The sequence below is a fragment of the Paenibacillus sp. MSJ-34 genome (genome assembly GCF_018918005.1).
Taxonomy (GTDB): domain Bacteria; phylum Bacillota; class Bacilli; order Paenibacillales; family Paenibacillaceae; genus MSJ-34.
The window spans coordinates 1-21,557 of sequence record NZ_JAHLPR010000064.1; the positions used below are offsets into that span (position 1 = coordinate 1).

The following is a 21,557-nucleotide window of genomic DNA, read 5'->3' on the forward strand; positions in this document are numbered from 1 at the left end:
GATTATTACAAAGGAGTTCATGGCTATGAATACAGGATAAATGATGTGAAAAAGTAGACTGGGGACAGGGGAAGAAGATCCCCATACCCCAGCTTACTTTGGTACGTATGAACGGAGATGCACGAACTTAAAGGACGCCGTCAGGCGTTTTTCTTATTGGCGGTTGTGTGGGAAGAGAACCCGCGCGCGTGGGGACGACCGGCCGTGCACACTTCTCCGTATGTACCCGACCAGGCCGCGCGTCAACATCAACCTCCATCCCGCGAGCCGGAGGCTCGCATTTCAATCACTTACATTCCTACCTTTCAAGCAAATTAATTAGAAAAAATTTTTGTTTGAGCATCCTTGGTTTTATGCCTCGAGTTGGAAAGGAGAGACAAGTACGTCCATGCCGGTCTCAACTTGCAGGACCTCCGCACCAGCGGGCAATTCCTTCTTTTATTGTTTGCATTGGATCCGAATCCGATAGGGATACCGCCCAAGCAACATGGCCATCCGGTCGAATTAGTGCCGTGTGGACGTCGATCCAATCCGGTTCGGATTGACCCAAAGAGGCGTGCACCACCTGAAGCGGGCCATCCGTTTCCCATGAATCGGCATTCTCTTCATTCGCATTTAAATGCAAAAGTACAAATTCACCTTGACGCAGAAGCTGATAGGCGTTGATTATTCGCCCTTCGCCTAGTTTCAGGCTTAAATCTTTGAAACGTTTCCCGTTTAACGGATGGGAGGGAGATTCGGCGTCTGCAGCATAATGTACATCCAATGCGGAGATTTGCTCAGCAAGTTGAATATTCGCCTCGGGTATTCGAATCAGATGGGACAGCATATCACGGAGTTCCATGACGGGGGGAGTTACGTCCATCAGCATGGTTTGAACCTGGGTATTTCGAAGCAACGCCGTATTCCATGGGAAACGTTCGTCATGATAACTATCCAGTAACCAGCCTGGAGCCCAGCCTTTGATGGCGCCTGCCAGCTTCCAGCCTAAATTTATCGCCTCTTGCAAGCCAACGTTCATTCCTTGTCCGCCGGCCGGGAAATGGATATGCGCCGAATCTCCGGCCAAAAACAATCGACCGTTGCGATAACGCCCGGCTTGGCGCGTCGCATTCCCAAAGCGGGACATCCATTTCACATCGCGCAAACCTAAATCGCTTCCTGCCGTGCGAATAATCGACGAACGAAACTCCTCCAACGTCAACGCTTCATCTTTCGAGATGTGTCTCCGCTCCAAATCAATCATCAACACCCGGTAGATTTGCTCGTTGATCGGCATAATGCTAACCAAGCCATTTTCCGTAATTCGGGAAATGACGCTCATAGGAGGCAAATCGGACAAAACCGCATCTCCCAGAATGGCTGTAAATGTGGCATCCGAACCTTCAAACGAGATATGGGCATGTTTCCTAACCATGCTTCTTGCTCCATCTGTGCCTACCACATATAAGGCTCTTAGAATCGATTTTCCATCAGGTCCTTCAATTTCAACGTCAACTCCATGTTTATCCTGGTTTACAGATACCGCCTCAAATCCTCTAAGCACCATCACGCCTTGATTAAGCGCCCATTCCTCCAACACTTTTTCCGTCTCGCTTTGGGGTAGAAAAAGCGTGTAATTGGAAGATGAATCGAGTACCGAGAAATTCAAAGGCGTATCCAATCCAGCAAAGTGACCTCTTGACAACGGACGACCTTTGCTCATGAGGTTGCCTTTCAGTCCACGCATGTCCAATATTTCAAGCGTACGAGGATGTACAGTAAGCGCACGGGAATACGGAGTTGTTTCTTTTAAGCGTTCAACAACGCAGACCTTTACGCCGGCTAACGCCAACTCTCCGGCCAACATCATGCCCACGGGTCCACCGCCGATGAGAATAACTTCATAGTTCATGTAAATGTCCTCTTTTCATAATGGTTATGGGAAAATTGCAATAGCGTCTATTTCGATGAGCCATTCGGGCTCGGCTAGCGATTGAACACCGATATAAGTACTTGTCGTCTTCGGCCATTTTTCACCAAACACCTGATAACCGGCATCGAAAACGATCGGAACGAATTCCGGCATATGATTGACCACATAAATATTCATCTTCGCGATGCATAACGGATCGGCTCTTACGGCCTCCAACGCGTGTTTCAGATTAGTAAACGTTTGAATCGCTTGGGCATAAAGGTCGCCTTGACCGACCAATGCTCCTGTTTCATTCACCGCGACCTGACCTGAAATAAAGGCCAGTTTGGAGGCTGTTGTCACCACCACATGGGAAATGACGGACGTTACTTTATCCGTTAATGTCTTCGGATTCACGATCTCCATATCAAACATGCTCCATTTCCGTGTTTATGAATTTTTCAAGAAAAATAGTCTGAAGTGTTATAAAGAAACAACCTCCTTTTTTGGTTTATTGTTTCAATAGAAATAATAATACAACCTATAAAAAATGGTTAACGATAAATAAATCAATAATTATTGTTTCTAATGAAACATTTTTATTGTACAGTCAGTTTCATGCCGTGTCAACCCGACTGGGGAAGATAGAATGCGGCGCGGGAATACGTCGGAAAGAGAAATTCTGCGCAACCGCTTCGACATCAATTTGACGCTCATCGCGGGTGGACGACCGGCGGGGGCATGTTGTATAAAATACAACATTTCGTCTCCTGTCCATACCGTAATGATGTCTATATTGTACCCTATACAACATATTAGTACTGAAGCGGGCCATTTCGGCCTTGAACATACATTTATGTGTACATTGTACAACGTAGCGCTCAATGCTACCCCCTTTTCCTCTAAAATATTGTATTTTGTACAACATTAGCAACCATCATGTCTGAAAGATTACCTATTGGATGCTAGGATCAGTCGGTAAGTCCTAAATTCCACGGCGAAAGGCTTGAAATCAGCCTGCCCGATCTGTATATTTTAGACAAACGGCATACACCGATGTCGAATCTTGAGCTTATGGAGGTCAAGGTATGGCTGCAATTACACTTACCAAACGCGAAGCTAGAAAATTTTTAGTGTACTATCACGGTTTGTACGGCGAATTTGATTACATTGGAAAAGACGGGGTCATGGCATATATCCGTCGTGCCGGATGCATACAGTTCGATCCGTTGAATGTAGTTGGCATGAATCCGGAGCTTGTATTGCAGTCTAGGGTGAAAGATTTCGACCGGAGCATGCTTTGGGATCTGCTGTATAAGGAACGTAAGCTTATCGATTATTGGGATAAGAATATGTCGATTTTTCCGTTAGAGGACTGGCCGTATTTCCTAAGATGCAGGAACGGCTATCAGGCTTGGTGCAATGCGCATCAGGATGTTGTAGATCGGGTGTACGCGGCAATCGAACAACGGGGGCATTTAAGCTCCGGCGATCTCGATTACAGCGAAAAAGTCGATTGGGCTTGGGGGCCTACAAGACTGTCGCGCGCAGCGTTGGAAGGGATGTATCATGCCGGTCTACTTGCTATTCATCATAAAGAAGACACCCGCAAATATTACGACTTGACGGAACGTCTCATCCCAGAGCAATTGCATGCTATGCCTGATCCCTTTGAAACAGACGAACAATATTATGAATGGTATGTGTATCGTCGGATCGGCAGCGTGGGGCTGCTGTGGAATAAACCAAGCGACGCTTGGCTCGGTATTAGAGGCATGAAAAGCGCCCAACGAAACGAAGCTTTTAGAAGATTGATCGAAAAGGAAAAATTGACGGAAGTCCATGTAGAAGGTTTGCAGTTCCCGCTTTATATACGAAGCGAGGACTTGGATGTCTTGCATAAAGCCTTATCCTACGTTCCGTCGAAGGTACGGTCGAGCATATTGGCTCCGCTCGATAATATGTTATGGGATCGGGGGTTAATTAAAGAGTTGTTCGATTTCGAATATCGATGGGAGGTCTATAAGCCTGTAGCGGAAAGAAAATATGGCTACTATGTACTTCCTGTCCTATACGATGACAAGATTGTAGCTCGCTTCGAACCGGCGAAACAGCGAAAAAATGACCCGTTCTCGATCCAGAACTGGTGGTGGGAAGAGGGGATATCCGTTAACGAGTCCATGCAAGCAAGCCTGATGGAATGCTTCGAACGATTTGCCGCATTTCTCGGTACCCATTTTTATCAAAGGGATGGTACGTTCCTTCGGTAATGCATCATCCTGGTAAGGTGCGCAGTGCTGCGTTCAACAAGTTGGATACTGCTTGCTTAAAAAGCGTTGGACGGGTTCGCCGAAAGTAGTACTCATCGACATAATATTGCAAATATTCAGAACTTACGCCCCGATATACGAAACGGATGAATTGCTGCGCTTTGCGCAGCGTTATTTTCGTCGCGCATTCGACAATAGGTTCCGGTTCGGTTTGGAGGGATTCTTTCGGTTGTTTTATATGCGATAAAGGATGAAAACCGTTGCAACTCTTCATGGCTAGCCGAACGGCGCGCAGCATTCGACTGGCGCTCCGGTAGTTCAGCTTGAGCGTCGCAGCAAGCCGGCTTGCGGTGCAAGGTTCTTCGGACGCAACCCAACAAAAGGTGAAGATCCAATAAGAAAGAGGCAATTTCGTTCCATGCATGACGGTTCCGGCGGTGACGGAAATTTGAGCGCGGCAATCCAGGCACTCGTATAACTGTCGCGTCTTAATATAGGAATAGCGATTGCTGTCGCATCTAGGGCAGAAGAAACTCCCAGACCAACGCATATCGAACAAAAAGGAACGGCAAGCTTCGTCATTATCGAACTGTTTCATAAATTGCGCGAATTCTAACAATAAGATCACCCAAATGGATATTTTATACTTTTATTATATAGAACAAGTGTTCGTAAATCAAGTTAAATGAGGCGAAATTTGAAATTTTTATACGGAGTGATGGCATAGAATTTAAGAGGTGTATCTACACAAGTGACATTCTGAGCAAGCTGCCTATATTTTAACGGGTTAAAATATAGGCAGCACACTCAGGAGGCAAAAAACGGAGATACATAATCTGAGCCACAAGAGCTAACTACCTGAGCCACAAGAGCTAACTACCTGAGCCGGAAGAGCTAACTACCTGAGTGGGAAGGGTCAACAAGCAATGTAAATGGAAAAACGAGCGTCGAAAACGCAACATGCAACGCCGCGAGGGGCTTCAATCGCTAGACGAGAAGAACAAGATTAAACGGAGGCATTTAAATCCCTTAAGGAATACGTAGATACTCAAGCGCGGATCGAAATTAAACGCTCAAATGGAAGGAAACCGCTCGCGGTATGGCGAATATTACCATTGCGTAATGCGCTATCAAAAAATGACAAGGGAGAGATTGGCGGATGAATCCGGTACGAGTTGCTGTTATTGGGACAGGATCTATTTCTTCGATGCATTTAAACTCTTATTTTAAGAATCGACAAGCGGAGCTTGCGGCAGTATGCGATTTGAATGAAGAGAGAGCCAAACAAGCGGCCGAGAAATACGGCGTCGAACGTACCTACACCGACTATCGCGAATTGCTTGCCGATCCGAATATCGATGCGGTAAGCATATGCACTTGGAACAATTCCCATGCGGACATTAGCATTGCCGCGCTGGAAGCGGGTAAGCATGTTCTCGTGGAGAAGCCGTTATGCCGTACGGTAGAAGAGGCTCTGCGCATCCAAGACGCGGTAAAGGCTTCGGGAAAGACGCTGCAGGTCGGATTCGTAAGGAGATACGATCCGAACGCGAAGATGCTTCGGGCCTTTGTCGATCAAGGGGACTTTGGCGACATTTATTTTGCGAAAGCGTCGTCGATTCGGCGACTCGGCAATCCGGGCGGCTGGTTTGCCGATATGAACCGTTCGGGCGGCGGTCCCTTGATCGATATCGGCGTGCATGTCATCGACTTGTGCTGGTATATGATGGGGCGTCCCAAGCCGGTCTCGGTAAGCGGAAATACGTACCGAAAGCTCGGCAACCGGTCGAACGTCCGTCATCTCTCTTTCTATAAGGCGGCAGATTATGATGCGGAACAGAATACGGTAGAGGATATGGCGAACGCTTTGATCCGTTTTGAAGGCGGAGCGTCGTTATTGGTAGATGTTAGCTTTACGCTGCATGCCAAAGAAGACCGGACGGCGGTCGCCTTATTCGGCGATCGCGGCGGCTTCGAGATCGACCCGGAAACGATCATCGTTACCGAAAAACACGATACGATCCTTAATATTAAGCCGCAGACGGATTATAAAGAGTTTCAATTTGAGGCGGCTTTTCAAAATGAGATCGATCATTTTATCGACTGTATCCTAAACGGACAAACTCCGATCAGTCCGGTACATGACGGCGTTGAAATCATGAAAATATTGTGCGGCATATATGAATCGGCGGCGAAAGGAGTCGAGATCCGGCTATGAAATTAGGGATCAGCACGTATAGCTTATACCAAGCGATGCAGGCCGGCGAGATGACGCTCCCGGACGTCATCGGCCATATTGCCGAAATCGGCGGGGAACATGCGGAGATTGTGCCGCTCGGCTTCGATCTTAAGGAAAATCCCGAATTAATCGATACGATACGCAACCAAGCCGAAGTTTGCGGAATCGAATTGTCCAATTATGCGATCGGAGCCAATTTCGCGGGATTGGACGCGGCGGCTTACGAACGGGAAGTAGAGCGCGTGAAGCGCGAGGTCGACGTTGCCGCGGCGCTAGGCGTCAAACGAATGCGGCATGACGTCGCGTCGTCCGACGAATTATCGATCGGTCGGTTTCTGCAAGAGTTGCCGAAGCTTGCGGAAGCGTGCCGCGAGATCGCCGATTACGCCGCCGGATTCGGCATTACGACGAGCGTGGAAAATCACGGCTATTTCGTTCAACATAGCGACCGCGTGCACGCATTGGTCAACGCCGTCAACCGTCCGAACTTCCGCACCACGCTCGACGTCGGCAATTTCCTATGCGCGGATGAAAATCCGGCGATTGCCGTAGCGAACAATATCGGCCTCGCGTCGATGGTGCATGTGAAAGACTTCTATTACCGGCCGGCCCATCGTTCGCCGGGCGAAGGATGGTTCCCGACTTCCGGCGGCAATTGGCTGCGCGGAGCCATCGTCGGGCATGGAGATATCGACATTCCGCAAGTGCTGCGGACGGTGAAAGCATCCGGATATGACGGATATATATCGATTGAATTCGAAGGCATGGAAGAATGCCGCAAAGGAACAAAGCTCGGCTTTGACTATGTGAAGCGGATATGGAGCGAAATGTAGAATGTTGAATTAACGATTTGCCGGGAAGCGAGATGTACGCAATATGCGACATTCGCTTCCTTTTTTAGAAGTAAAATCTCTGCATTTCTTCCGGGACGCCGTTGCGGCGGAGAAGGTCGCCGAGCGATTCGCCGAGCCCAAGCTGGTCTCCTGCCGTCAACAGGCGAACAGCGAATTTGTTGGCTTGCCGTTCGTATTTGCCGACATGGAAAAACGATTGCTCGTCCAGCCAAAAACGGCTGAAGCCGGGATGCAAGCGATCATGTCCGAGTTCATGCGCGCAGACGAAGCGCTGCCACGGCTCGTCCAGCCCGTCATGGATGAAAATGCATCTGCGCCGCAGCTTCCTGTAGTAGATGCCGCGGGTACTGCTGCCGAGATCGGCGTAGCGGATATGGATATTCAGGCCTTGGGCGATAATGAAAGGATCGTTTGTTTTGAAACGTCTCATTAATTTGTAAATCAATTTATCCATGGGCGGTCACCCTTAATCTTCGCCTGCGTTGTTAACGGGCTTTTTTTTGCGTTTGTTCATCGCCTTCGCCTCCCAGAAGAACCCGGTCAATACATCCATAATGCGCTGTTTATCCTGTTCGGTGATCGGAACCCCGTCAAACATCAATTCTCCGTCTTCCTCGAGCATTTTTTTGAAGTCGCGCTTATCTTTCGATGTCGCCCACGCAGGAATTTGATGCTCGCGCTCCTCACGGCCGAGCAAAAAATCGACGGATACATGATGATATTCGGCAATTTTCCGGACCATCTCAATATCCGGTTTGGAAATATCGTTTTCCCATGCGTTGTATCGCGGTCGTTTGACGCCGAGAACATCCGCCATTTGATCCTGGGTTAAATGTTTGCCATTCCGCAGCTCTGCTAATATTTTGCCTAACTTCATCGAGGGTTTCCTCCAAACTAAAATGATAAATAAATTATCAAAACCATATTGACGATAAAAATATTATCCAATATAATCGAAATACATAAACGGGGTACAGATTTCCGATTCCGAACGAATCGTTATTCTTCTGTTGATAATTAAATTATCAGTGGTATTGTACACGATAAATATTTTATCGTCAATGCTGTTTTTGCGATGAGAGGAGGGAGAAGAATGGGAAAGGAAGTAGATAAACGCAAGCTGGCGGAACATTTGCAATTATGTGCGGAGATCGCGGGCGGCAAAGCCGACATGAAGGTTGCGGCCGTATTGCGGAATTTGAAAACCGAGCTGGAAGCCGGTTTGTTTGATAAAGATTTGTGAGGGGGTAGACATGATGCAGGATATGGTGGATAAGTATAAACAAACGAAAAGGGTGCTGCGGGCGCTGCGTACGCTGAACACGGACCGGGCCGAGCGGGAGGTGATCGGAGGCATGATATCGGATTGCGAATATGTGCTGGAATGGCTAAGAACAGGCCGGCGGCCCGGAAACCGGCGCGGAATCGAGCGCAGGGCGGCCTATCAACGGGAATGTCCCACTGATCCGGCTGTGCTGCATACATATCTCGTTCGTACTTCGGCCGATCGCGCGGAATCGATCCCGAGCGTGTCCGACCGGGATCGCGGCAAGCTGGAAAAGGCGCTGTCCATCCTGACGAAAAGGGAACGGGAGTGTTATTGCATGGTGGTCGGCCAACGTTTGCCGTTTTCCGAAGCCGCCCTATTGCTCGGCATCAAGAAGGGAAGCGTGCAATGGTTCGTGGAATCGGCCCGCAAAAAACTAAAGAATTATGACGTGGCGGCAAAATGATAAAAAACGAAAATAACCCCGTTTATGAGCGATAAACCTCCGTAAAACCGTGAATGGTTGAAGGAGGTTTTTTGTTTGGCGGATTTGCCTTACGAGGCGTTCCCTTACGAATGCCACCATAAAGTGAAAGGCGAAAACGATAAGGAGGTGAATTCCGCATGATAACCGTAAACGATATGCGCATCGGCGTCGTTTCGGCGCTTGAGCGGCTCTTTCCGGACGTTCCGGTGAACAGCGAGGGGAGCGGGCAGGGAACGAGGGGGCCCTGTTTGCATGTGGAGCTGGCATCCGTTTCGCAGGTGCGCATATTCGGGCGCCGATACAAGCGGACTCATTCATTCGTTATCCGCTACGTTCCCGGCGAATCGACGCAGGCCTCGAATGACGAGTTCCACGGCAAAGGCGAGCGGTTATGCGAAGGAATGGAGCTCATCGAGGCAGGCGGCGGGTTGTGCCGGGGATCCGACATGAAATACGAAATCGCGGAGGGTGTGCTGCATTTTTCGGTGAACTACGGTTTTCACGTTATGCGCGAGCAAGCGCAAGGGACGAAGATGCGGCATCTCGAACAGGAGGGAACTGTAAAAGATGGCTAAAAAACAATCGGAAGCGAAACCGACGGCAGAACAGGCAGCAAGCTATACGAAGCAGCAATTTCTTGCGTCCAAGCAATTTTCAACCATGCAAAAAGATATGATTAACGCATTATTGAAGGACGGCGAGAAATATACGACCGGACAGGTCGAACGAATGATGGAACAATTTCTAAAAACGGAGGTTTTATAAATGGCAGGAGGCACATGGACAACTCAAAATAAAGTGCGGCCGGGCGTGTACGTCAATGTAAACAGCGCACCGAAGGCGCTTGGAGCAATCGGAGAACGGGGTGTAGTGACGATGGCGTTGCCGCTCTCATGGGGGCCGGAGAAGCGGGTGATCGAGCTTCAGGCGGGAGCGGATACATTGCCGACGTTCGGATACGGCATCGCAGAACCGCAAATGCTGCTCGTGCGCGAGGCGCTGAAGCGGGCCAAAACGCTGCTGCTCTACAAGCTGAATGCGGGAACGAAAGCGACGGCTGCGCTCGACAATATGACCGTAACCGCACTGTACGGCGGCGAGCGGGGCAATGACATTTCCGTCGCCGTTCAGAAAAACATGGACGACAATACGAAATGCGATGTGAAAACGTTCGTGGACGGACAGGAAGTCGATTCGCAAACCGCGGCCGATGTGGCGGGCCTTGCAACAAACGGATGGGTCTCGTTCAGCGGAGAGGGTCCGCTTCAAGAAAGCGCCGGCATTGCGCTGGAAGGCGGAGCGAACGGCGCCGTGACGAATCAGGATCATGCCGATTACTTATCGGCGATTGAAGTATACGACTTTCACACGATGGCGTTGGTGTCGACGGATGCTTCGCTCAAATCGCTGTACGCATCGTTTATGAAACGCCAGCGCAACGACGAAGGCCGCAAGATGCAGTTGGTTGTGGAGAACGATCCGGCAGCCGATCATGAAGGCATCATTAGCGTCAAAAACGGTGTCGTATTATCGGACGGAACTACGCTGACCGCCGCTCAAGCGACGGCATGGGTGGCAGGCGCGACCGCGGGGGCGAACGCCAATGAATCGCTGACGTACCAAGCGTACGAAGATGCGGTCGACGTCGAACCGCGTTTAACCAACTCGCAGATCGAAGCCGCGCTCCGGAACGGGGAATTCGTCTTCACCCAGTTGAACGGTCGCGCGGTCGTCGAGCAGGATATCAACTCGTTTACGTCGTTTGCGCCCGACAAAGGCAAGCCGTTCTCCAAAAACCGCGTCATCCGCGTCATGGACGGTTTGGCAAACGACTATAAGCGTATTTTCGAACAGTTTTATATCGGGAAAGTGGACAATAACGACGACGGCCGCAATTTGTTCCGCAAAGAATGCATCAATCAGGCTCAAATGTATCAGGACATGAATGCGTTGCAAAATTTCGATTCCCAAAAGGACGTGAACGTTCTGCCGGGGGCCGACGGCGACAGCATTTACGTGGAGTTATACGTGCAACCGGTCGATTCGATCGAAAAAATTTACGCAAAGGTGCAGGTGAGATAAAATGGCGTTTTTGAAAGCGAGAGATACGATTTCCGGCCAAGAAGGACGGGCTTACGCAACCGTTAACAACGAAGTGGAAGAGATGTTCTATATTAAATCGCTCGAAGCGAAAGTGGAAAAAGAAAAAGCCGAGGTGAAGACGCTCGGCCGCCGGGGGACGCAGCATAAAGCGACGGGCTGGAGCGGGTCCGGCAATATGACGATTTACTATGTCACGACGCGTTTCCGCCAAATGATGTTCGAATATATTAAGAACGGCGTCGACACGTATTTTGACATCCAAATTATTAACGAGGATCCGGCCTCAAGCATCGGAAAGCAGACAGTGACGCTTAAAGGCGTCAACCTGAACAGCGTCGTGATGGCGTCGCTCAATACGGAGTCGGAAGCGCTGGAAGAGGAAGTCGAATTTACGTTCGAAGATGTGGAAATCGATACGAGCTTTGTTCGCCCCGCATTAGGATAACGAAATAACGGAGGTATGACGAAATGAATGATTTGCAAGCGTTTTTTGCCCAGAATGCGGCGGCGGAAATTACGGAGCCGTTTGTCGTTTCGGAACGTTTTCAAGGAAAAGACGGCAAACCGATCGCATGGACGTTGCGCAGCATGACGGAAGCCGAGAATGAAGAGTGCCGCAAGGCGGCGACCAAACGCGTCAAAGGGAAAAACGGAGTGTATACGCCGGAAGTCGATTTCAACGATTATATGGCCAAAATGGCCGTTGCCAGCGTCACGTATCCGAATTTGAAGGATGCGGATTTGCAGAAATCGTACGGCGTGCTGGGAGCCGAGACGCTGTTGCGGAAAATGCTGCTGCCCGGGGAGTATACGGCGCTCGTGCAGAAGGTCCAGCAGCTGAACGGCTTTGACAAAAACATGGAAGAACTCGTTGACGAAGTAAAAAACTAATTAAAGAGGGCGATAGCGAAGCGAACCTGGCTTACTACGCCCTCCATGAGTTTCATATGATGCCGTGGGAGTTCGTCGAATTGCCGCGGCATCGCAAAGCCGCGCTCGTTGCCATGATCGTGACGAGAGTGGAGAAAGAAAAGAAGGAAATGAAAAAGTCGGGCAACCGAAAGAGGAGGTGAGATCGTGAATATCGACGATTCCATGTTGAGAATGTTTCGGGCACTTCATGTAACGGTCCGAACGACGACAGAGGAGTTCTACGAGATGAAGGGAGCGATGGCGGCCGTGCGAGGCTCGTTCGGGCTCACCGCAGGCGCTATCGCCGGATTTGAGGCAACCAAGCGCAAAATTACGGAGACGACGATTTCGCTCACAGCGCTGGAAGGTCGGTATGAGCGCATGGTACACACGATGGGCAGGGCGGTGCCGGCGTTGCCCGCACCGTCACCTCGCATGTTGCCGGCTGTACCGGCGTTGCCCGCACCGTCGTCCCGCATGTTGCCGGCTGTGCCGAAACCTGCTAAGGTGCTCGCGCTTCCACCCGCCGCGGCATCGTCGGCGATGCTACCGGCCTTGCCTGCGCCGTCGAGCGTACCGACGGTACCGGCGCTTCCGCAGCCCGCGACAGCTCAGCAGAACAAGGCGGCGCAGCCGATGCCGAAGCCGACGCAGAAACCGAAGCCTTCGATGGAACAGTTCGAACAATTCGTAATGAAGACGGCCGGACGCTTGTTCGATTCGGCCAAAAGCATGGCCCAAGCAAGCATCGGCGCCGCATGGGAGCATCAGGCGATCAAGGAGCAGTTCGCCCTCCGGCTCGGAAACGCCGACGCCGGCGTGGCGATGTTCGATCGCTTCAGGCAAGAGGCGCTTCAGGCCGGTGCTGATGCCAAAGAATATTTGGCCGGTTCGCTCAATAACTTAGCCGTTACGAGGGATGCGACACAGGCCAGCCAATTGAACCGCTTCGCCCGCCAGTTGAGTTTGTTTGACAGCCAAGGCGGGGGCTTGGGCGGTTCTTTTGCCGCCGTTCAGGCGGCCGCACAAGGCGACGTCGGCTCGCTCTCCGGGCGCTTCGGGGTATCCGAATCGTTGATTCAGCAATTCAACATCGAAGAGCTGGCCAAATCCGGAGACATGTCAGGATTTATCGCCGCATTCGATCAAATGCTGGAGGCGGCCAATATGGGGCAAGCGGCGCTGGACAGTATGCTAGACTCCCCAACCCGCAAATTGGAGGCGCTGCAAAACAATATCCAAACGATGTTCGCCCAGGCCGGAGAAGGCGCGATCCAAGCGTTCGCGCCGGTGATCGATACCGTTTCGGAGATGTTTGCAAACGGACAGTTCCAAGGATTTTTTGACCTGTTAAGCAACGGACTTTATTTGATCTCTTTGGGGATTGCGGGAGTCGTTGACGGTATGGTTTGGTTTTACAACATATTTAATTCCATCTTCCCTTATATCGAACCGATTGTATGGGCGATCGCGACTGCCTTTGGGGGATACGCTCTTTATTTAGGGATCGTAAGAGCCGTTACTTTAGTAGCTACGGCCGCGCAATGGGCTTGGAACGCCGCAATGACGGCCAATCCCATCGGTTTAATCATTGCGGCGATTTTCGGACTGATCGCAGGATTGGCCATGTTAATCGCTTCAGTAAAGCCCGTTCGCGACATTGTGGCCAATCATTTTCGCAGCATGGGTGAAATTATAAGCGGAATTGTCGGATGGATTATTGATACTTGGACGAAGGGTGTTAATACATTTATCGATATCGTCAATTCTTTTCTGAAAGGCATTAATAAGGTCATTAACGTTGTCGGTGAATTTATCGGGCTTCAAGCCAATGTCGATTTGGAGCTAAAACGCATTGATACTAGCGAATTCAGCGTCAATGTACAGAATTCTATACAAAATACTTTTAATACTGTGGCAGATAATGTAGACAATTTTACCGTAGAAAATATTAAAGCGAAGTTCGACGAAATGAAAGGGAAGCTTACCGGCGGCGACGTGGATATGACCGCTCCATGGAACGGAGGCAAGAATGCCCCCATAAACGACATGCCGCGCAACATCCCCCGCGTCGACGAAGTCGGCCGAGTGGGCGCGATTAACGATACGGTGGATATTGCGAGCGAAGATCTGGTCACGATGCGCGAATTGGCGGAGATGCAATCGATCCAAAACTTCGTTACGTTAACGCCGACCGTACAAGTAACGACAGGCGATGTGCATCGCGAAGCGGATATCGATATTCTCGTCTCCAAAATCGAGTCGAAGCTCGAGGAACAATTCACTTCTTCAGCCCAGGGGGTGTATGCGTAATGACGTATTCTATTTCCCTCCAGTTGGAAGAGGATTATATGCGAATTCCGGTCAATCCCGGGTCGATCGATATTAAGGAGAGCGGCAACAGCAAAACTTACGACGTTGCGGGTTTGGGCGAGATCAATGTGATCGGAAGCCCGCGATTGTCGGAGATTAGTTTCGAAAGTATTTTTCCGGCCGCAAACCATGCATTCGTCGTCGGGAAACATCAGGATCCTTATTCTTATTTATCGAAAATCGAAACGTGGATGGCGCTCAAGCAACCGGTCCGATTCGTATTCGCCGGCTCCACGTTCGACATTAACAAGCTGGTAAGCATCGAAAGGTTCGATTGGCACGAGGCCGGCGGAGCCGTCGGCGACATCCAGTATTCGATCACGCTCAAGAAATATATCCCTTATGCCGCCCGAAAAATGGAAGTGCAGGCCGAAGAAAGCGGGAAACAAGCCGCATCCGCGCAGCAGCCGCCTAGACCGGACAACCGGCCGAAGGCGAAGACTTATACGCTCGTCAAAGGCGATAACCTATGGAAAGTGGCGCAGAAGTTGCTCGGCAATGGCGCCCGGTACAAGGAAATTCAGAAGCTGAACGGGATTAAAGACTCCCAATTGACTAAGTTGCCGATCGGCATGGTCGTCAAATTGCCGTAGGGGGTGCGCGGGATGCTGCAAATTTTGATGGATAGCCGGGACGGCACAATATGGGACGTGTCGGACATCGTATCGGATGTCACTTGGAAGACGAGCCGAAGGGGCAAGGCGTCCAGCCTGGATTTTACCATGCTGAAGGATGAACGTTTCAAATGCGGGAACGGCGATGTCGTGAAGGTGTGTTTGGGCGAACGGGACGTATTTTACGGATATGTCTTCTCGATCGACAGCGGCAAGGATGAGAATATAAAGATTACGGCTTACGATCAGATCCGCTACCTGATGGCGAACGACACTTACGTGTTCGAGAATGTGACCGCCGCGCAAGTCGTGGCAAAAATCGCCGCCGATTTCGGCTTAAGGGCCGGGGCGATGGCGGACACGAAGCATCGGCTGTCTATGATCGAGGATAACAAAAAATTGATCGACATCATTTGCAAAGCATTGGATTATACGTTGTTCGCAACAGGGGAAATGTATGTGCTGCTGGACGATTTCGGACAGTTGACGGTAAGGAACGTCAAGGAGATGACGGTGGATTTTTTCGTAGGCGACCGCAGCCTGATGACGGATTATACCCAGAAGCGGTCGATCGACAACGACACTTATAATCGGGTCAAGATCGTCCAGAACAATAAAAAAACAGGCAGACGCGAAGTTCATATCGAACAGCACAGCGGCAATATTGCGAGATGGGGGCTGCTGCAATTATACAAAACGGCCGACGAGGAGAAAAATGCCGCGCAAATTCGCGAGGAACTGGCTTCGCTGATGAAGTTGAAGAACAGGGAGCAGAGAACGCTCAGCGTCGAGGCGCTCGGCGATATTCGAGTGCGTGCCGGATGCTTCGTCCCGATCGCCATTGAAGAATTGGGTTTGAACCAGTATTTTCTCGTGGACGAATGTACTCATAAAAATATAGGCGATGCCGCGCATACGATGTCTTTGGAATTGAAGGTGATATAATGGCGCTCATTGATTTGATCAAAAAAGCGGGAGTCGGAGCGGTGGACGCATCCAACCCGGTATCGGTCGTGTTCGGCACGGTGACGCAAACCGATCCGCTTGAAGTGAACGTCGACCAGAGGTTTGTTTTGACGGAGGGGTTTTTAATCGTTCCGGAACGGCTTACGAGACATGAAGCGGATCTAAGTCATACGCATGAATTTGAAGACGATAACGGCGCTTCCGTCGTCACGAAACCGACAGGCAAGGCGCTTAGCAATAAGCTGGTTCTGCGCGAAGGTTTGCAGGCAGGCGATCGCGTGCTGCTGCTGCGGGTGCAAGGGGGACAACAATTCGTCGTTCTCGATAAGGTGGTGGCATGATGGCGGTTCCGCAAGGTGCGACGCTCCATGCCGGCGACGAATTGGAAATCGTTCGGCAGCCGAGCTTAACATACAGAATCGATTGGAAAAATAAGCGGATCGCCGGCATGATCGACGATCTGGATGCGATTCGCCAAGCCGTTGTCAAAATATTGCAAACGGAACGGTTTCTCTATTTGATCTACACGACAGACTACGGAACCGAATGGAACGGATTGCTGGGGAAAGACCGGTTGTACGTGCAGTCCGAACTGAAACGCCGCGTCAGGGAAGCTTTGCTGCAGGACGAGCGGATTACGGACGTGGACGATTTCCGGTTCCGGTTTGACGGCGATGCCGCGACCGTCGCGTTCACAGTTGTTTCGATCTACGGAAGCTTCGAGCAGGAGGTGAGAAGGAATGGTTGATCTGCAAACGTATGACGCGATTCTGAAACGAATGCTCGACCGCGTGCCGACAGGCTTGGACAAGCGGGAGGGCAGCGTCATTTACGACGCTTTGGCGCCGGCGGCGGCGGAGTTGGCTCAGATGTATATGGATCTGGACATCCATACGAACCTGTCTTTTGCCGATACGGCAAGCGGCGAATATTTGGAGCGCCGGACGATGGAGCACGGGATTAGCCGCCAACCGGCTACGAAAGCCCGGCGCAAAGGGCTGTTTTACGGCAATGGCGGGATACCGTTGGACGTTCCGATCGGCAGCCGTTTTTCGATCGGGGAGTTGAATTATATTGTTGTCGACCGTCTCGGGTCCGGCCAATTTGCGCTGGACTGCGAAACGCCTGGCAGCGGGGGGAATCGGCAATTTGGGACGATGCTGCCGATCGACTATATCGGAGGGTTGGTTCGGGCCGAACTGGCGGACGTTCTGATGCCCGGGGAAGACGAAGAGGACGACGAATCGCTGCGGCAGCGGTTTATGTCGGCAATTAACGAGCAGCCCTTCGGGGGCAATATTTCCGATTATAGCGTGAGAATCAATCGCATTCCCGGCGTCGGCGGCGTAAAAGTATTCCCCGTTTGGCAAGGCGGCGGCACGGTGAAATGCACCGTGATCGCAAGCAATTACGATCCCCCGGCCAAGGCGCTAATCGACGAAGTGCAAGCGATCGTTGATCCGGCGGACCATAGCGGCGAAGGTTTGGGAACCGCTCCGATCGGACATCAAGTGACGATTGCGGGAGCGAAAGGGGCGAATATTCGCGTAGATACGACGGTCGCGCTGGCGGCGGGGATGACTGCCGGTCAAGTGCAAGCGGAGATCGAAGCCGTTATCGCCGCTTATTTTCTGGAATTGCGGAAGGAGTGGGCGAAACAAACGAGATTGACGGTCCGCATCTCGCAAATTGACGCCCGAATTTTAACCGTACCCGGAGTAGAAGATGTAAGGGATACGCAGTTGGACATGATCGCGGACAACATGACGCTGGACGAAGAAGAGATCCCTTTGCTGGCGGGGGTGGGCGTCCATGAATAGAATTACGCAATATTGGCCGGCGTATTACGACGATGTCACGGAATTTCATGAGATTGCGGGGACCGAAAGCATAGAATTGGAAGAGATGCAGCGGACGCTGCAGCAATTGCTGGACGATCAATTCGTGATGACGTCGCGCGAGCGAGCTGTAAAGCGCCGGGAGCAAATGCTGAACATTCAAGCCGATCCGTCGGCGGAAAGCCTGGATTTCCGGAAAAAACGGATCATCAATCGTTATTCCACCAAGCCGCCGTTTACGGCCCGTTATTTGCAGGAACGCCTCGATTTTCTTGTCGGCCCGGGGCGGGCGATGACGAGTATCGATGTGCAGCGTTTTGTCGTAAGTGTAACCGCGGCCGTAACAGACGCTTCCGTATTTAAAGAAATCGAATATACGGTGAAGACGACGAAACCGGCAAATATGGTCTATCGGCAGGAGACGGCGCTGGAAGATGCGTTCGCTCTCGAGGAACGGATCTCGATGCAAACGCTGACCCGGGAAACGAAACTTTCCACGTCATGGCGTCTTGGCGCAACGCCCTTCGCGACGGTGGGGCCGGAGGTGGAGATAAAATGATAGCGACGCGCTTTTTGAGCGAAATTGCCGGTTTTACGAATCGGCAGGTTAATAAAGTTGTATTGAACGGCGGAGCGTTTGAAATTGCCGATTTTGAAATCAAGCAAGTGAGGGATAATGTCGTATCGATGAAATATATGGTTCCTTTCGGCTCGGTGAATGCTGTCACTTCAATCGAGCTTCAAAGCTCGGACGGCACCACGATCAGTTCAAACGAGGTCCATATCCCCATCGCGGCGGATACGCTGTTGCTGCAATTGATTACCGTCAAGGAGGTGTAGCATAACATGTCATATACAGGAAAGACAGATTGGAAATATGACGACCTGGTCACAGAGCAAGATTTGAACCGGATCGAAGCGGGAATCGTGGATCACGAAACTCGGATCACGGACAACGAAGCACACATCGCGAACAACGAATCTCGCATCGACGCCGTCGAAACCGATCTCTCCGACGCCCCGTCGGCAGAGGTCACGCTCACCCACGGTATGCAGGTGGTGACGGCACCGAGGAAATCGCCGTTCCGCATGCAGAGCCTGCGGGGGCGGACGGTGATCGACGAAACCGGCATGCGCCATGTCGTGAACCCTTATATCCGGCGGTATGGAGAGAATTTGTTGCCGCCGTTTACGGAGTGGGAAAAACCAGCACAATTTACAACGATTTTGGAACCTTATCGACTTGAGATACGCGGAGAAGCTGACAAAGTCATGGCGGGGGTTTATACCGTACAAGTTTTTCCGAATACTACGTACACGCTTTCTATTGATCATAATGGATTCATATCTGTAACCGACCCGACAGGAGCTATTTTAGTCGATAATACACGTAATAAAACAGTTTCGTTTGATTCGGGAGACCGAAATAAAATAAACATTAACGTATCGAACTTAAGGGAAGCTGGGTCATTCATATTTAATAGACCAATGCTTAATTTGGGTAATAAACCATTGACGTTCGTACCACGTGAAGAGACATTGCTCGCCTTCCCTGACGTCACTCTTTGCTCTAGCAAAAATGAAACACTTTACGACGAAATATATGAGCAGGACGGAAGGTACTATAAACGAGCGCATTTTAAAGCGATGGAACTAGATGGGGAGTTGAGTTGGTCTCATCATGTAACTAGAATGGATTTTAAACAGCTTAAGTTTCCTGTCACAGATGGAATCAGTTCAAACAATCTGAATGCTTTTCTTACGAAATATGATGGGAGCTCCATACCGTTTGGAGATTCAAATATGGTTGCGGATAGATTCCAATTAATATTATCCCAAGGGCATTTTTATATATCTATCCCTAACACTGACAGTGGGTGGGGACCGGACTATAAACCAACAGATGACGAAATTAAGGCATATTTTTATGGATGGAGAATGTATAAATCTGGTCAAGGAAATGTGGACATTCTGTATAATGGGGAGCCGGAGGGAAAGGCATGGCATCCCATTGATGCAAGATATATCAATAATGGTACTCCGTCAGCAACTTATTATACAAAAAACATACCGACACAAACAATTCTAAGTTTATCATACTCGCGTCATAGCCATTGGCAACCGTATAACCTTCAGTACCAACTAGTTACATCAACAACCGAGGAAGTCCAGTCCATAGGGGAAATAACACTGCATAAAGGACAAAATGTAATTGAAGTTGGTTGTGGATTGATTCTTCGTGAGAAGGCGAACCCTAAATTAGGTACATCAAAAGAATTCTATGATATAAACATTTTGGACAACCCAACAACACATTTAAAAAATAAAGCTTTAAGTTTAAAACAATTTTATAAAAATGGCCTCTCATTTGATATTGAGCAAATTGGTGTAATTAGAAAAAATACTGGCGACGCAAATGGCTTCGAGCGAGCAGCGATTAAAAGAGAGTACTACGATCCAACCGCCGTATACACTGTTGATTATGTCGCATTTGGTCCATTTGCAAATATACCGCAAATCGTCGGTGTCTATGAAACTGCGTTGGATAATGTTGTAAATCATGTTGTAGAAAGTGGAGCGCAGCTTGCGGAACGTGTTGGAGTCCTGGAAAAGACCAAGTCGGAGAAAATCGATACCGCTACCCCTTGGATAAGACCAACATTATTAAATGGATGGAAACCATATCACATTAATCTCTGGCTTGAGTACCGTAAGAACGAGCAGGGGTATGTTGAGTTTCGAGGTGCTGTTGGTGACGGGATTATAAATCAACCTATATTTATATTACCTAAAGGCATGAGACCTTGGACTTATTGGAATACGTTGATTTCTACATCAAATAATTCATCACCACTTGAAAAAGCGGTTGGGTACTTAAATATTGACCATAATGGAATTGTCAAACTTATCAGCGGCATTAACATATTTGTTGGCTTAGACAATGTCACATTCCTCGCCGAAAACTAGGAGGTGCAACATGAAAGAAGCAATCATAACCGACCTACAAGGATACATGACGGATGTAACGCTTGTCGCCGATGCGGTGTCAGGAGTTTTTCCTATCTACGAACGACCTGCGGAGGAAGTGGTGGAAACAGATCGAACCGAAGATGCGCGGCCTGAACCTGCCGAAACGCAAGCGGAGCCTGGGCCTGTCCTTATCGGCTACACCGTAGCCGTGCCTGTCCCGCTCGGTTTGTACAAGCCGCGCTTCGATATCGAAGCATGGAAGGTAGCGGAACAAACGGCGGAGGAGCGGGAGTCGAGCCCGATCGATCTGACGTCGCTTTGGAACGAGGGGCTGACCGCCGAGGAAATCGACGAATTGCGCAATCGGCCGCAGCCGACTTCGCCTACCGATCTCCTAGGCCAAGAGCTGGCTCAAATGAAGCTTCAGAACATGCAGCAGCAGGCCGTCATCGACAGTCTCGGAAAGGAGCTGACGAAGGCAAAGCTTGAAATGATCGAAATCAAAGGAGGGCGAACGGCATGAGCTTCTGGAAATTGGCGTTCGATATGAAATGGATCGATGCGCAAGGGTTGAAAGGCGCGGTCATCACGGAGAGCAATCCCTTTGGCGAGATTACAGCGGAACAATATGCGGAAATTACAGGAATGGAGTACAAAGCTTAACAGTCCCGGTCGAGGGGCAATTTTGACTTTTTAGAAGCTATCATTTTCGGGGCGGGAGCACAATTCTCCCGCCCCTTTTGATAGTAGTGCGGTAAGAATAAGGAGAT

Annotated in this window: 27 protein-coding genes; 22 read left to right on the forward strand and 5 right to left on the reverse strand. The window is 50.1% G+C overall.

Going from position 1 to position 21,557, the window contains the following annotated elements; translation table 11 throughout:
• Positions 1 to 397: 397 nt before the first annotated feature.
• Entirely contained in the window at positions 398 to 1,894 is a 1,497-nt protein-coding gene (locus KQI79_RS24425; RefSeq protein WP_216540922.1) for a monooxygenase, read from the reverse strand.
• 24 nt (positions 1,895 to 1,918) lie between these two features.
• The gene (locus KQI79_RS24430; RefSeq protein ID WP_216540923.1) at positions 1,919 to 2,320 is read right to left on the reverse strand and encodes a RidA family protein; all 402 of its coding nucleotides are present in this window, start codon (positions 2,318 to 2,320) and stop codon (positions 1,919 to 1,921) included.
• A 662-nt stretch (positions 2,321 to 2,982) separates the two neighbouring features.
• Here KQI79_RS24430 and KQI79_RS24435 point away from each other — a divergent pair.
• Complete coding sequence (locus tag KQI79_RS24435; protein WP_216540924.1) at positions 2,983 to 4,164, forward strand: winged helix-turn-helix domain-containing protein; 1,182 nt, start codon at positions 2,983 to 2,985, stop codon at positions 4,162 to 4,164.
• 4 nt (positions 4,165 to 4,168) lie between these two features.
• Here the strand turns inward: KQI79_RS24435 and KQI79_RS28400 are convergent, their stop codons facing one another.
• Complete coding sequence (locus KQI79_RS28400; protein ID WP_216540925.1) at positions 4,169 to 4,762, reverse strand: transposase; 594 nt, start codon at positions 4,760 to 4,762, stop codon at positions 4,169 to 4,171.
• 561 nt (positions 4,763 to 5,323) lie between these two features.
• Here KQI79_RS28400 and KQI79_RS24445 point away from each other — a divergent pair.
• Complete coding sequence (locus tag KQI79_RS24445; protein WP_216540926.1) at positions 5,324 to 6,382, forward strand: Gfo/Idh/MocA family protein; 1,059 nt, start codon at positions 5,324 to 5,326, stop codon at positions 6,380 to 6,382.
• The gene (locus KQI79_RS24450) at positions 6,379 to 7,236 is read left to right on the forward strand and encodes a sugar phosphate isomerase/epimerase family protein (protein ID WP_216540928.1); all 858 of its coding nucleotides are present in this window, start codon (positions 6,379 to 6,381) and stop codon (positions 7,234 to 7,236) included. The genes KQI79_RS24445 and KQI79_RS24450 overlap by 4 nt, the downstream gene beginning before the upstream one ends.
• 64 nt (positions 7,237 to 7,300) lie before the next feature.
• Here the strand turns inward: KQI79_RS24450 and KQI79_RS24455 are convergent, their stop codons facing one another.
• The gene (locus KQI79_RS24455; RefSeq protein ID WP_216540929.1) at positions 7,301 to 7,711 is read right to left on the reverse strand and encodes an ImmA/IrrE family metallo-endopeptidase; all 411 of its coding nucleotides are present in this window, start codon (positions 7,709 to 7,711) and stop codon (positions 7,301 to 7,303) included.
• Between the two features lie 12 nt (positions 7,712 to 7,723).
• Positions 7,724 to 8,134, reverse strand: a complete 411-nt coding sequence (locus KQI79_RS24460; protein WP_216540931.1) for a helix-turn-helix domain-containing protein — start codon at positions 8,132 to 8,134, stop codon at positions 7,724 to 7,726.
• A 216-nt stretch (positions 8,135 to 8,350) separates the two neighbouring features.
• Here KQI79_RS24460 and KQI79_RS24465 point away from each other — a divergent pair, with 216 nt between their 5' ends.
• From KQI79_RS24465 to KQI79_RS24550, 19 genes are all read left to right on the forward strand, one after another.
• Positions 8,351 to 8,500: a hypothetical protein gene (locus tag KQI79_RS24465; RefSeq protein WP_216540932.1), complete on the forward strand. Its 150-nt coding sequence runs from the start codon at positions 8,351 to 8,353 to the stop codon at positions 8,498 to 8,500.
• Between the two features lie 10 nt (positions 8,501 to 8,510).
• Entirely contained in the window at positions 8,511 to 8,990 is a 480-nt protein-coding gene (locus KQI79_RS24470) for a sigma factor-like helix-turn-helix DNA-binding protein (protein WP_253298390.1), read from the forward strand.
• A gap of 158 nt (positions 8,991 to 9,148) precedes the next feature.
• On the forward strand, positions 9,149 to 9,586 hold the full coding sequence (locus tag KQI79_RS24475) for a phage tail terminator family protein (RefSeq protein WP_216540934.1): 438 nt from the start codon (positions 9,149 to 9,151) through the stop codon (positions 9,584 to 9,586).
• A complete protein-coding gene (locus KQI79_RS24480) occupies positions 9,579 to 9,776 on the forward strand; it encodes a hypothetical protein (RefSeq protein WP_216540935.1) in 198 nt (65 codons plus the stop codon). Before KQI79_RS24475 ends, KQI79_RS24480 begins: the two co-directional genes overlap by 8 nt.
• Positions 9,777 to 11,093, forward strand: coding sequence for a phage tail sheath family protein (locus KQI79_RS24485; RefSeq protein ID WP_216540936.1), 1,317 nt, complete (start codon positions 9,777 to 9,779; stop codon positions 11,091 to 11,093).
• A 1-nt stretch (position 11,094) separates the two neighbouring features.
• Positions 11,095 to 11,559, forward strand: coding sequence for a phage tail tube protein (locus KQI79_RS24490; protein ID WP_216540938.1), 465 nt, complete (start codon positions 11,095 to 11,097; stop codon positions 11,557 to 11,559).
• Positions 11,560 to 11,582: 23 nt separating this feature from the next.
• Entirely contained in the window at positions 11,583 to 12,005 is a 423-nt protein-coding gene (locus KQI79_RS24495; RefSeq protein WP_216540939.1) for a phage tail assembly chaperone, read from the forward strand.
• A 56-nt stretch (positions 12,006 to 12,061) separates the two neighbouring features.
• A complete protein-coding gene (locus tag KQI79_RS28085; RefSeq protein ID WP_290370074.1) occupies positions 12,062 to 12,187 on the forward strand; it encodes a hypothetical protein in 126 nt (41 codons plus the stop codon).
• Between the two features lie 4 nt (positions 12,188 to 12,191).
• Positions 12,192 to 14,339: a hypothetical protein gene (locus KQI79_RS24500; RefSeq protein WP_216540940.1), complete on the forward strand. Its 2,148-nt coding sequence runs from the start codon at positions 12,192 to 12,194 to the stop codon at positions 14,337 to 14,339.
• Entirely contained in the window at positions 14,339 to 14,992 is a 654-nt protein-coding gene (locus tag KQI79_RS24505; RefSeq protein WP_216540941.1) for a LysM peptidoglycan-binding domain-containing protein, read from the forward strand. The genes KQI79_RS24500 and KQI79_RS24505 overlap by 1 nt, the downstream gene beginning before the upstream one ends.
• A gap of 12 nt (positions 14,993 to 15,004) precedes the next feature.
• Entirely contained in the window at positions 15,005 to 15,958 is a 954-nt protein-coding gene (locus KQI79_RS24510; RefSeq protein WP_216540942.1) for an XkdQ/YqbQ family protein, read from the forward strand.
• Complete coding sequence (locus tag KQI79_RS24515; protein WP_216540943.1) at positions 15,958 to 16,320, forward strand: DUF2577 domain-containing protein; 363 nt, start codon at positions 15,958 to 15,960, stop codon at positions 16,318 to 16,320. The genes KQI79_RS24510 and KQI79_RS24515 overlap by 1 nt, the downstream gene beginning before the upstream one ends.
• Positions 16,317 to 16,727, forward strand: coding sequence for a DUF2634 domain-containing protein (locus tag KQI79_RS24520; protein WP_253298391.1), 411 nt, complete (start codon positions 16,317 to 16,319; stop codon positions 16,725 to 16,727). Before KQI79_RS24515 ends, KQI79_RS24520 begins: the two co-directional genes overlap by 4 nt.
• Positions 16,720 to 17,799, forward strand: coding sequence for a baseplate J/gp47 family protein (locus KQI79_RS24525; protein WP_216540944.1), 1,080 nt, complete (start codon positions 16,720 to 16,722; stop codon positions 17,797 to 17,799). Before KQI79_RS24520 ends, KQI79_RS24525 begins: the two co-directional genes overlap by 8 nt.
• The gene (locus tag KQI79_RS24530; protein ID WP_216540945.1) at positions 17,792 to 18,376 is read left to right on the forward strand and encodes a putative phage tail protein; all 585 of its coding nucleotides are present in this window, start codon (positions 17,792 to 17,794) and stop codon (positions 18,374 to 18,376) included. The genes KQI79_RS24525 and KQI79_RS24530 overlap by 8 nt, the downstream gene beginning before the upstream one ends.
• The gene (locus tag KQI79_RS24535) at positions 18,373 to 18,657 is read left to right on the forward strand and encodes a ketopantoate hydroxymethyltransferase (protein ID WP_216540947.1); all 285 of its coding nucleotides are present in this window, start codon (positions 18,373 to 18,375) and stop codon (positions 18,655 to 18,657) included. The genes KQI79_RS24530 and KQI79_RS24535 overlap by 4 nt, the downstream gene beginning before the upstream one ends.
• Before the next feature lie 6 nt (positions 18,658 to 18,663).
• Positions 18,664 to 20,784 (forward strand): hypothetical protein, encoded by a 2,121-nt coding sequence (locus KQI79_RS24540; protein ID WP_216540948.1) that lies wholly within the window; start codon positions 18,664 to 18,666, stop codon positions 20,782 to 20,784.
• A 10-nt stretch (positions 20,785 to 20,794) separates the two neighbouring features.
• Positions 20,795 to 21,310: an XkdW family protein gene (locus tag KQI79_RS24545; RefSeq protein ID WP_216540950.1), complete on the forward strand. Its 516-nt coding sequence runs from the start codon at positions 20,795 to 20,797 to the stop codon at positions 21,308 to 21,310.
• Positions 21,307 to 21,450: an XkdX family protein gene (locus tag KQI79_RS24550; RefSeq protein WP_216540951.1), complete on the forward strand. Its 144-nt coding sequence runs from the start codon at positions 21,307 to 21,309 to the stop codon at positions 21,448 to 21,450. The genes KQI79_RS24545 and KQI79_RS24550 overlap by 4 nt, the downstream gene beginning before the upstream one ends.
• Positions 21,451 to 21,557 lie beyond the last annotated feature (107 nt).

Bases quoted from the DNA above. Each gene is read 5' to 3' on its own strand.
- KQI79_RS24425 (WP_216540922.1), bottom strand. From the start codon at position 1,894: ATGAACTATGAAGTTATTCTCATCGGCGGTGGACCCGTGGGCATGATG.
- KQI79_RS24430 (WP_216540923.1), bottom strand. From the start codon at position 2,320: ATGGAGATCGTGAATCCGAAGACATTAACGGATAAAGTAACGTCCGTC.
- KQI79_RS24435 (WP_216540924.1), top strand. From the start codon at position 2,983: ATGGCTGCAATTACACTTACCAAACGCGAAGCTAGAAAATTTTTAGTG.
- KQI79_RS28400 (WP_216540925.1), bottom strand. From the start codon at position 4,762: ATGAAACAGTTCGATAATGACGAAGCTTGCCGTTCCTTTTTGTTCGAT.
- KQI79_RS24445 (WP_216540926.1), top strand. From the start codon at position 5,324: ATGAATCCGGTACGAGTTGCTGTTATTGGGACAGGATCTATTTCTTCG.
- KQI79_RS24450 (WP_216540928.1), top strand. From the start codon at position 6,379: ATGAAATTAGGGATCAGCACGTATAGCTTATACCAAGCGATGCAGGCC.
- KQI79_RS24455 (WP_216540929.1), bottom strand. From the start codon at position 7,711: ATGGATAAATTGATTTACAAATTAATGAGACGTTTCAAAACAAACGAT.
- KQI79_RS24460 (WP_216540931.1), bottom strand. From the start codon at position 8,134: ATGAAGTTAGGCAAAATATTAGCAGAGCTGCGGAATGGCAAACATTTA.
- KQI79_RS24465 (WP_216540932.1), top strand. From the start codon at position 8,351: ATGGGAAAGGAAGTAGATAAACGCAAGCTGGCGGAACATTTGCAATTA.
- KQI79_RS24470 (WP_253298390.1), top strand. From the start codon at position 8,511: ATGATGCAGGATATGGTGGATAAGTATAAACAAACGAAAAGGGTGCTG.
- KQI79_RS24475 (WP_216540934.1), top strand. From the start codon at position 9,149: ATGATAACCGTAAACGATATGCGCATCGGCGTCGTTTCGGCGCTTGAG.
- KQI79_RS24480 (WP_216540935.1), top strand. From the start codon at position 9,579: ATGGCTAAAAAACAATCGGAAGCGAAACCGACGGCAGAACAGGCAGCA.
- KQI79_RS24485 (WP_216540936.1), top strand. From the start codon at position 9,777: ATGGCAGGAGGCACATGGACAACTCAAAATAAAGTGCGGCCGGGCGTG.
- KQI79_RS24490 (WP_216540938.1), top strand. From the start codon at position 11,095: ATGGCGTTTTTGAAAGCGAGAGATACGATTTCCGGCCAAGAAGGACGG.
- KQI79_RS24495 (WP_216540939.1), top strand. From the start codon at position 11,583: ATGAATGATTTGCAAGCGTTTTTTGCCCAGAATGCGGCGGCGGAAATT.
- KQI79_RS28085 (WP_290370074.1), top strand. From the start codon at position 12,062: ATGATGCCGTGGGAGTTCGTCGAATTGCCGCGGCATCGCAAAGCCGCG.
- KQI79_RS24505 (WP_216540941.1), top strand. From the start codon at position 14,339: ATGACGTATTCTATTTCCCTCCAGTTGGAAGAGGATTATATGCGAATT.
- KQI79_RS24510 (WP_216540942.1), top strand. From the start codon at position 15,005: ATGCTGCAAATTTTGATGGATAGCCGGGACGGCACAATATGGGACGTG.
- KQI79_RS24515 (WP_216540943.1), top strand. From the start codon at position 15,958: ATGGCGCTCATTGATTTGATCAAAAAAGCGGGAGTCGGAGCGGTGGAC.
- KQI79_RS24520 (WP_253298391.1), top strand. From the start codon at position 16,317: ATGATGGCGGTTCCGCAAGGTGCGACGCTCCATGCCGGCGACGAATTG.
- KQI79_RS24525 (WP_216540944.1), top strand. From the start codon at position 16,720: ATGGTTGATCTGCAAACGTATGACGCGATTCTGAAACGAATGCTCGAC.
- KQI79_RS24530 (WP_216540945.1), top strand. From the start codon at position 17,792: ATGAATAGAATTACGCAATATTGGCCGGCGTATTACGACGATGTCACG.
- KQI79_RS24535 (WP_216540947.1), top strand. From the start codon at position 18,373: ATGATAGCGACGCGCTTTTTGAGCGAAATTGCCGGTTTTACGAATCGG.
- KQI79_RS24540 (WP_216540948.1), top strand. From the start codon at position 18,664: ATGTCATATACAGGAAAGACAGATTGGAAATATGACGACCTGGTCACA.
- KQI79_RS24545 (WP_216540950.1), top strand. From the start codon at position 20,795: ATGAAAGAAGCAATCATAACCGACCTACAAGGATACATGACGGATGTA.
- KQI79_RS24550 (WP_216540951.1), top strand. From the start codon at position 21,307: ATGAGCTTCTGGAAATTGGCGTTCGATATGAAATGGATCGATGCGCAA.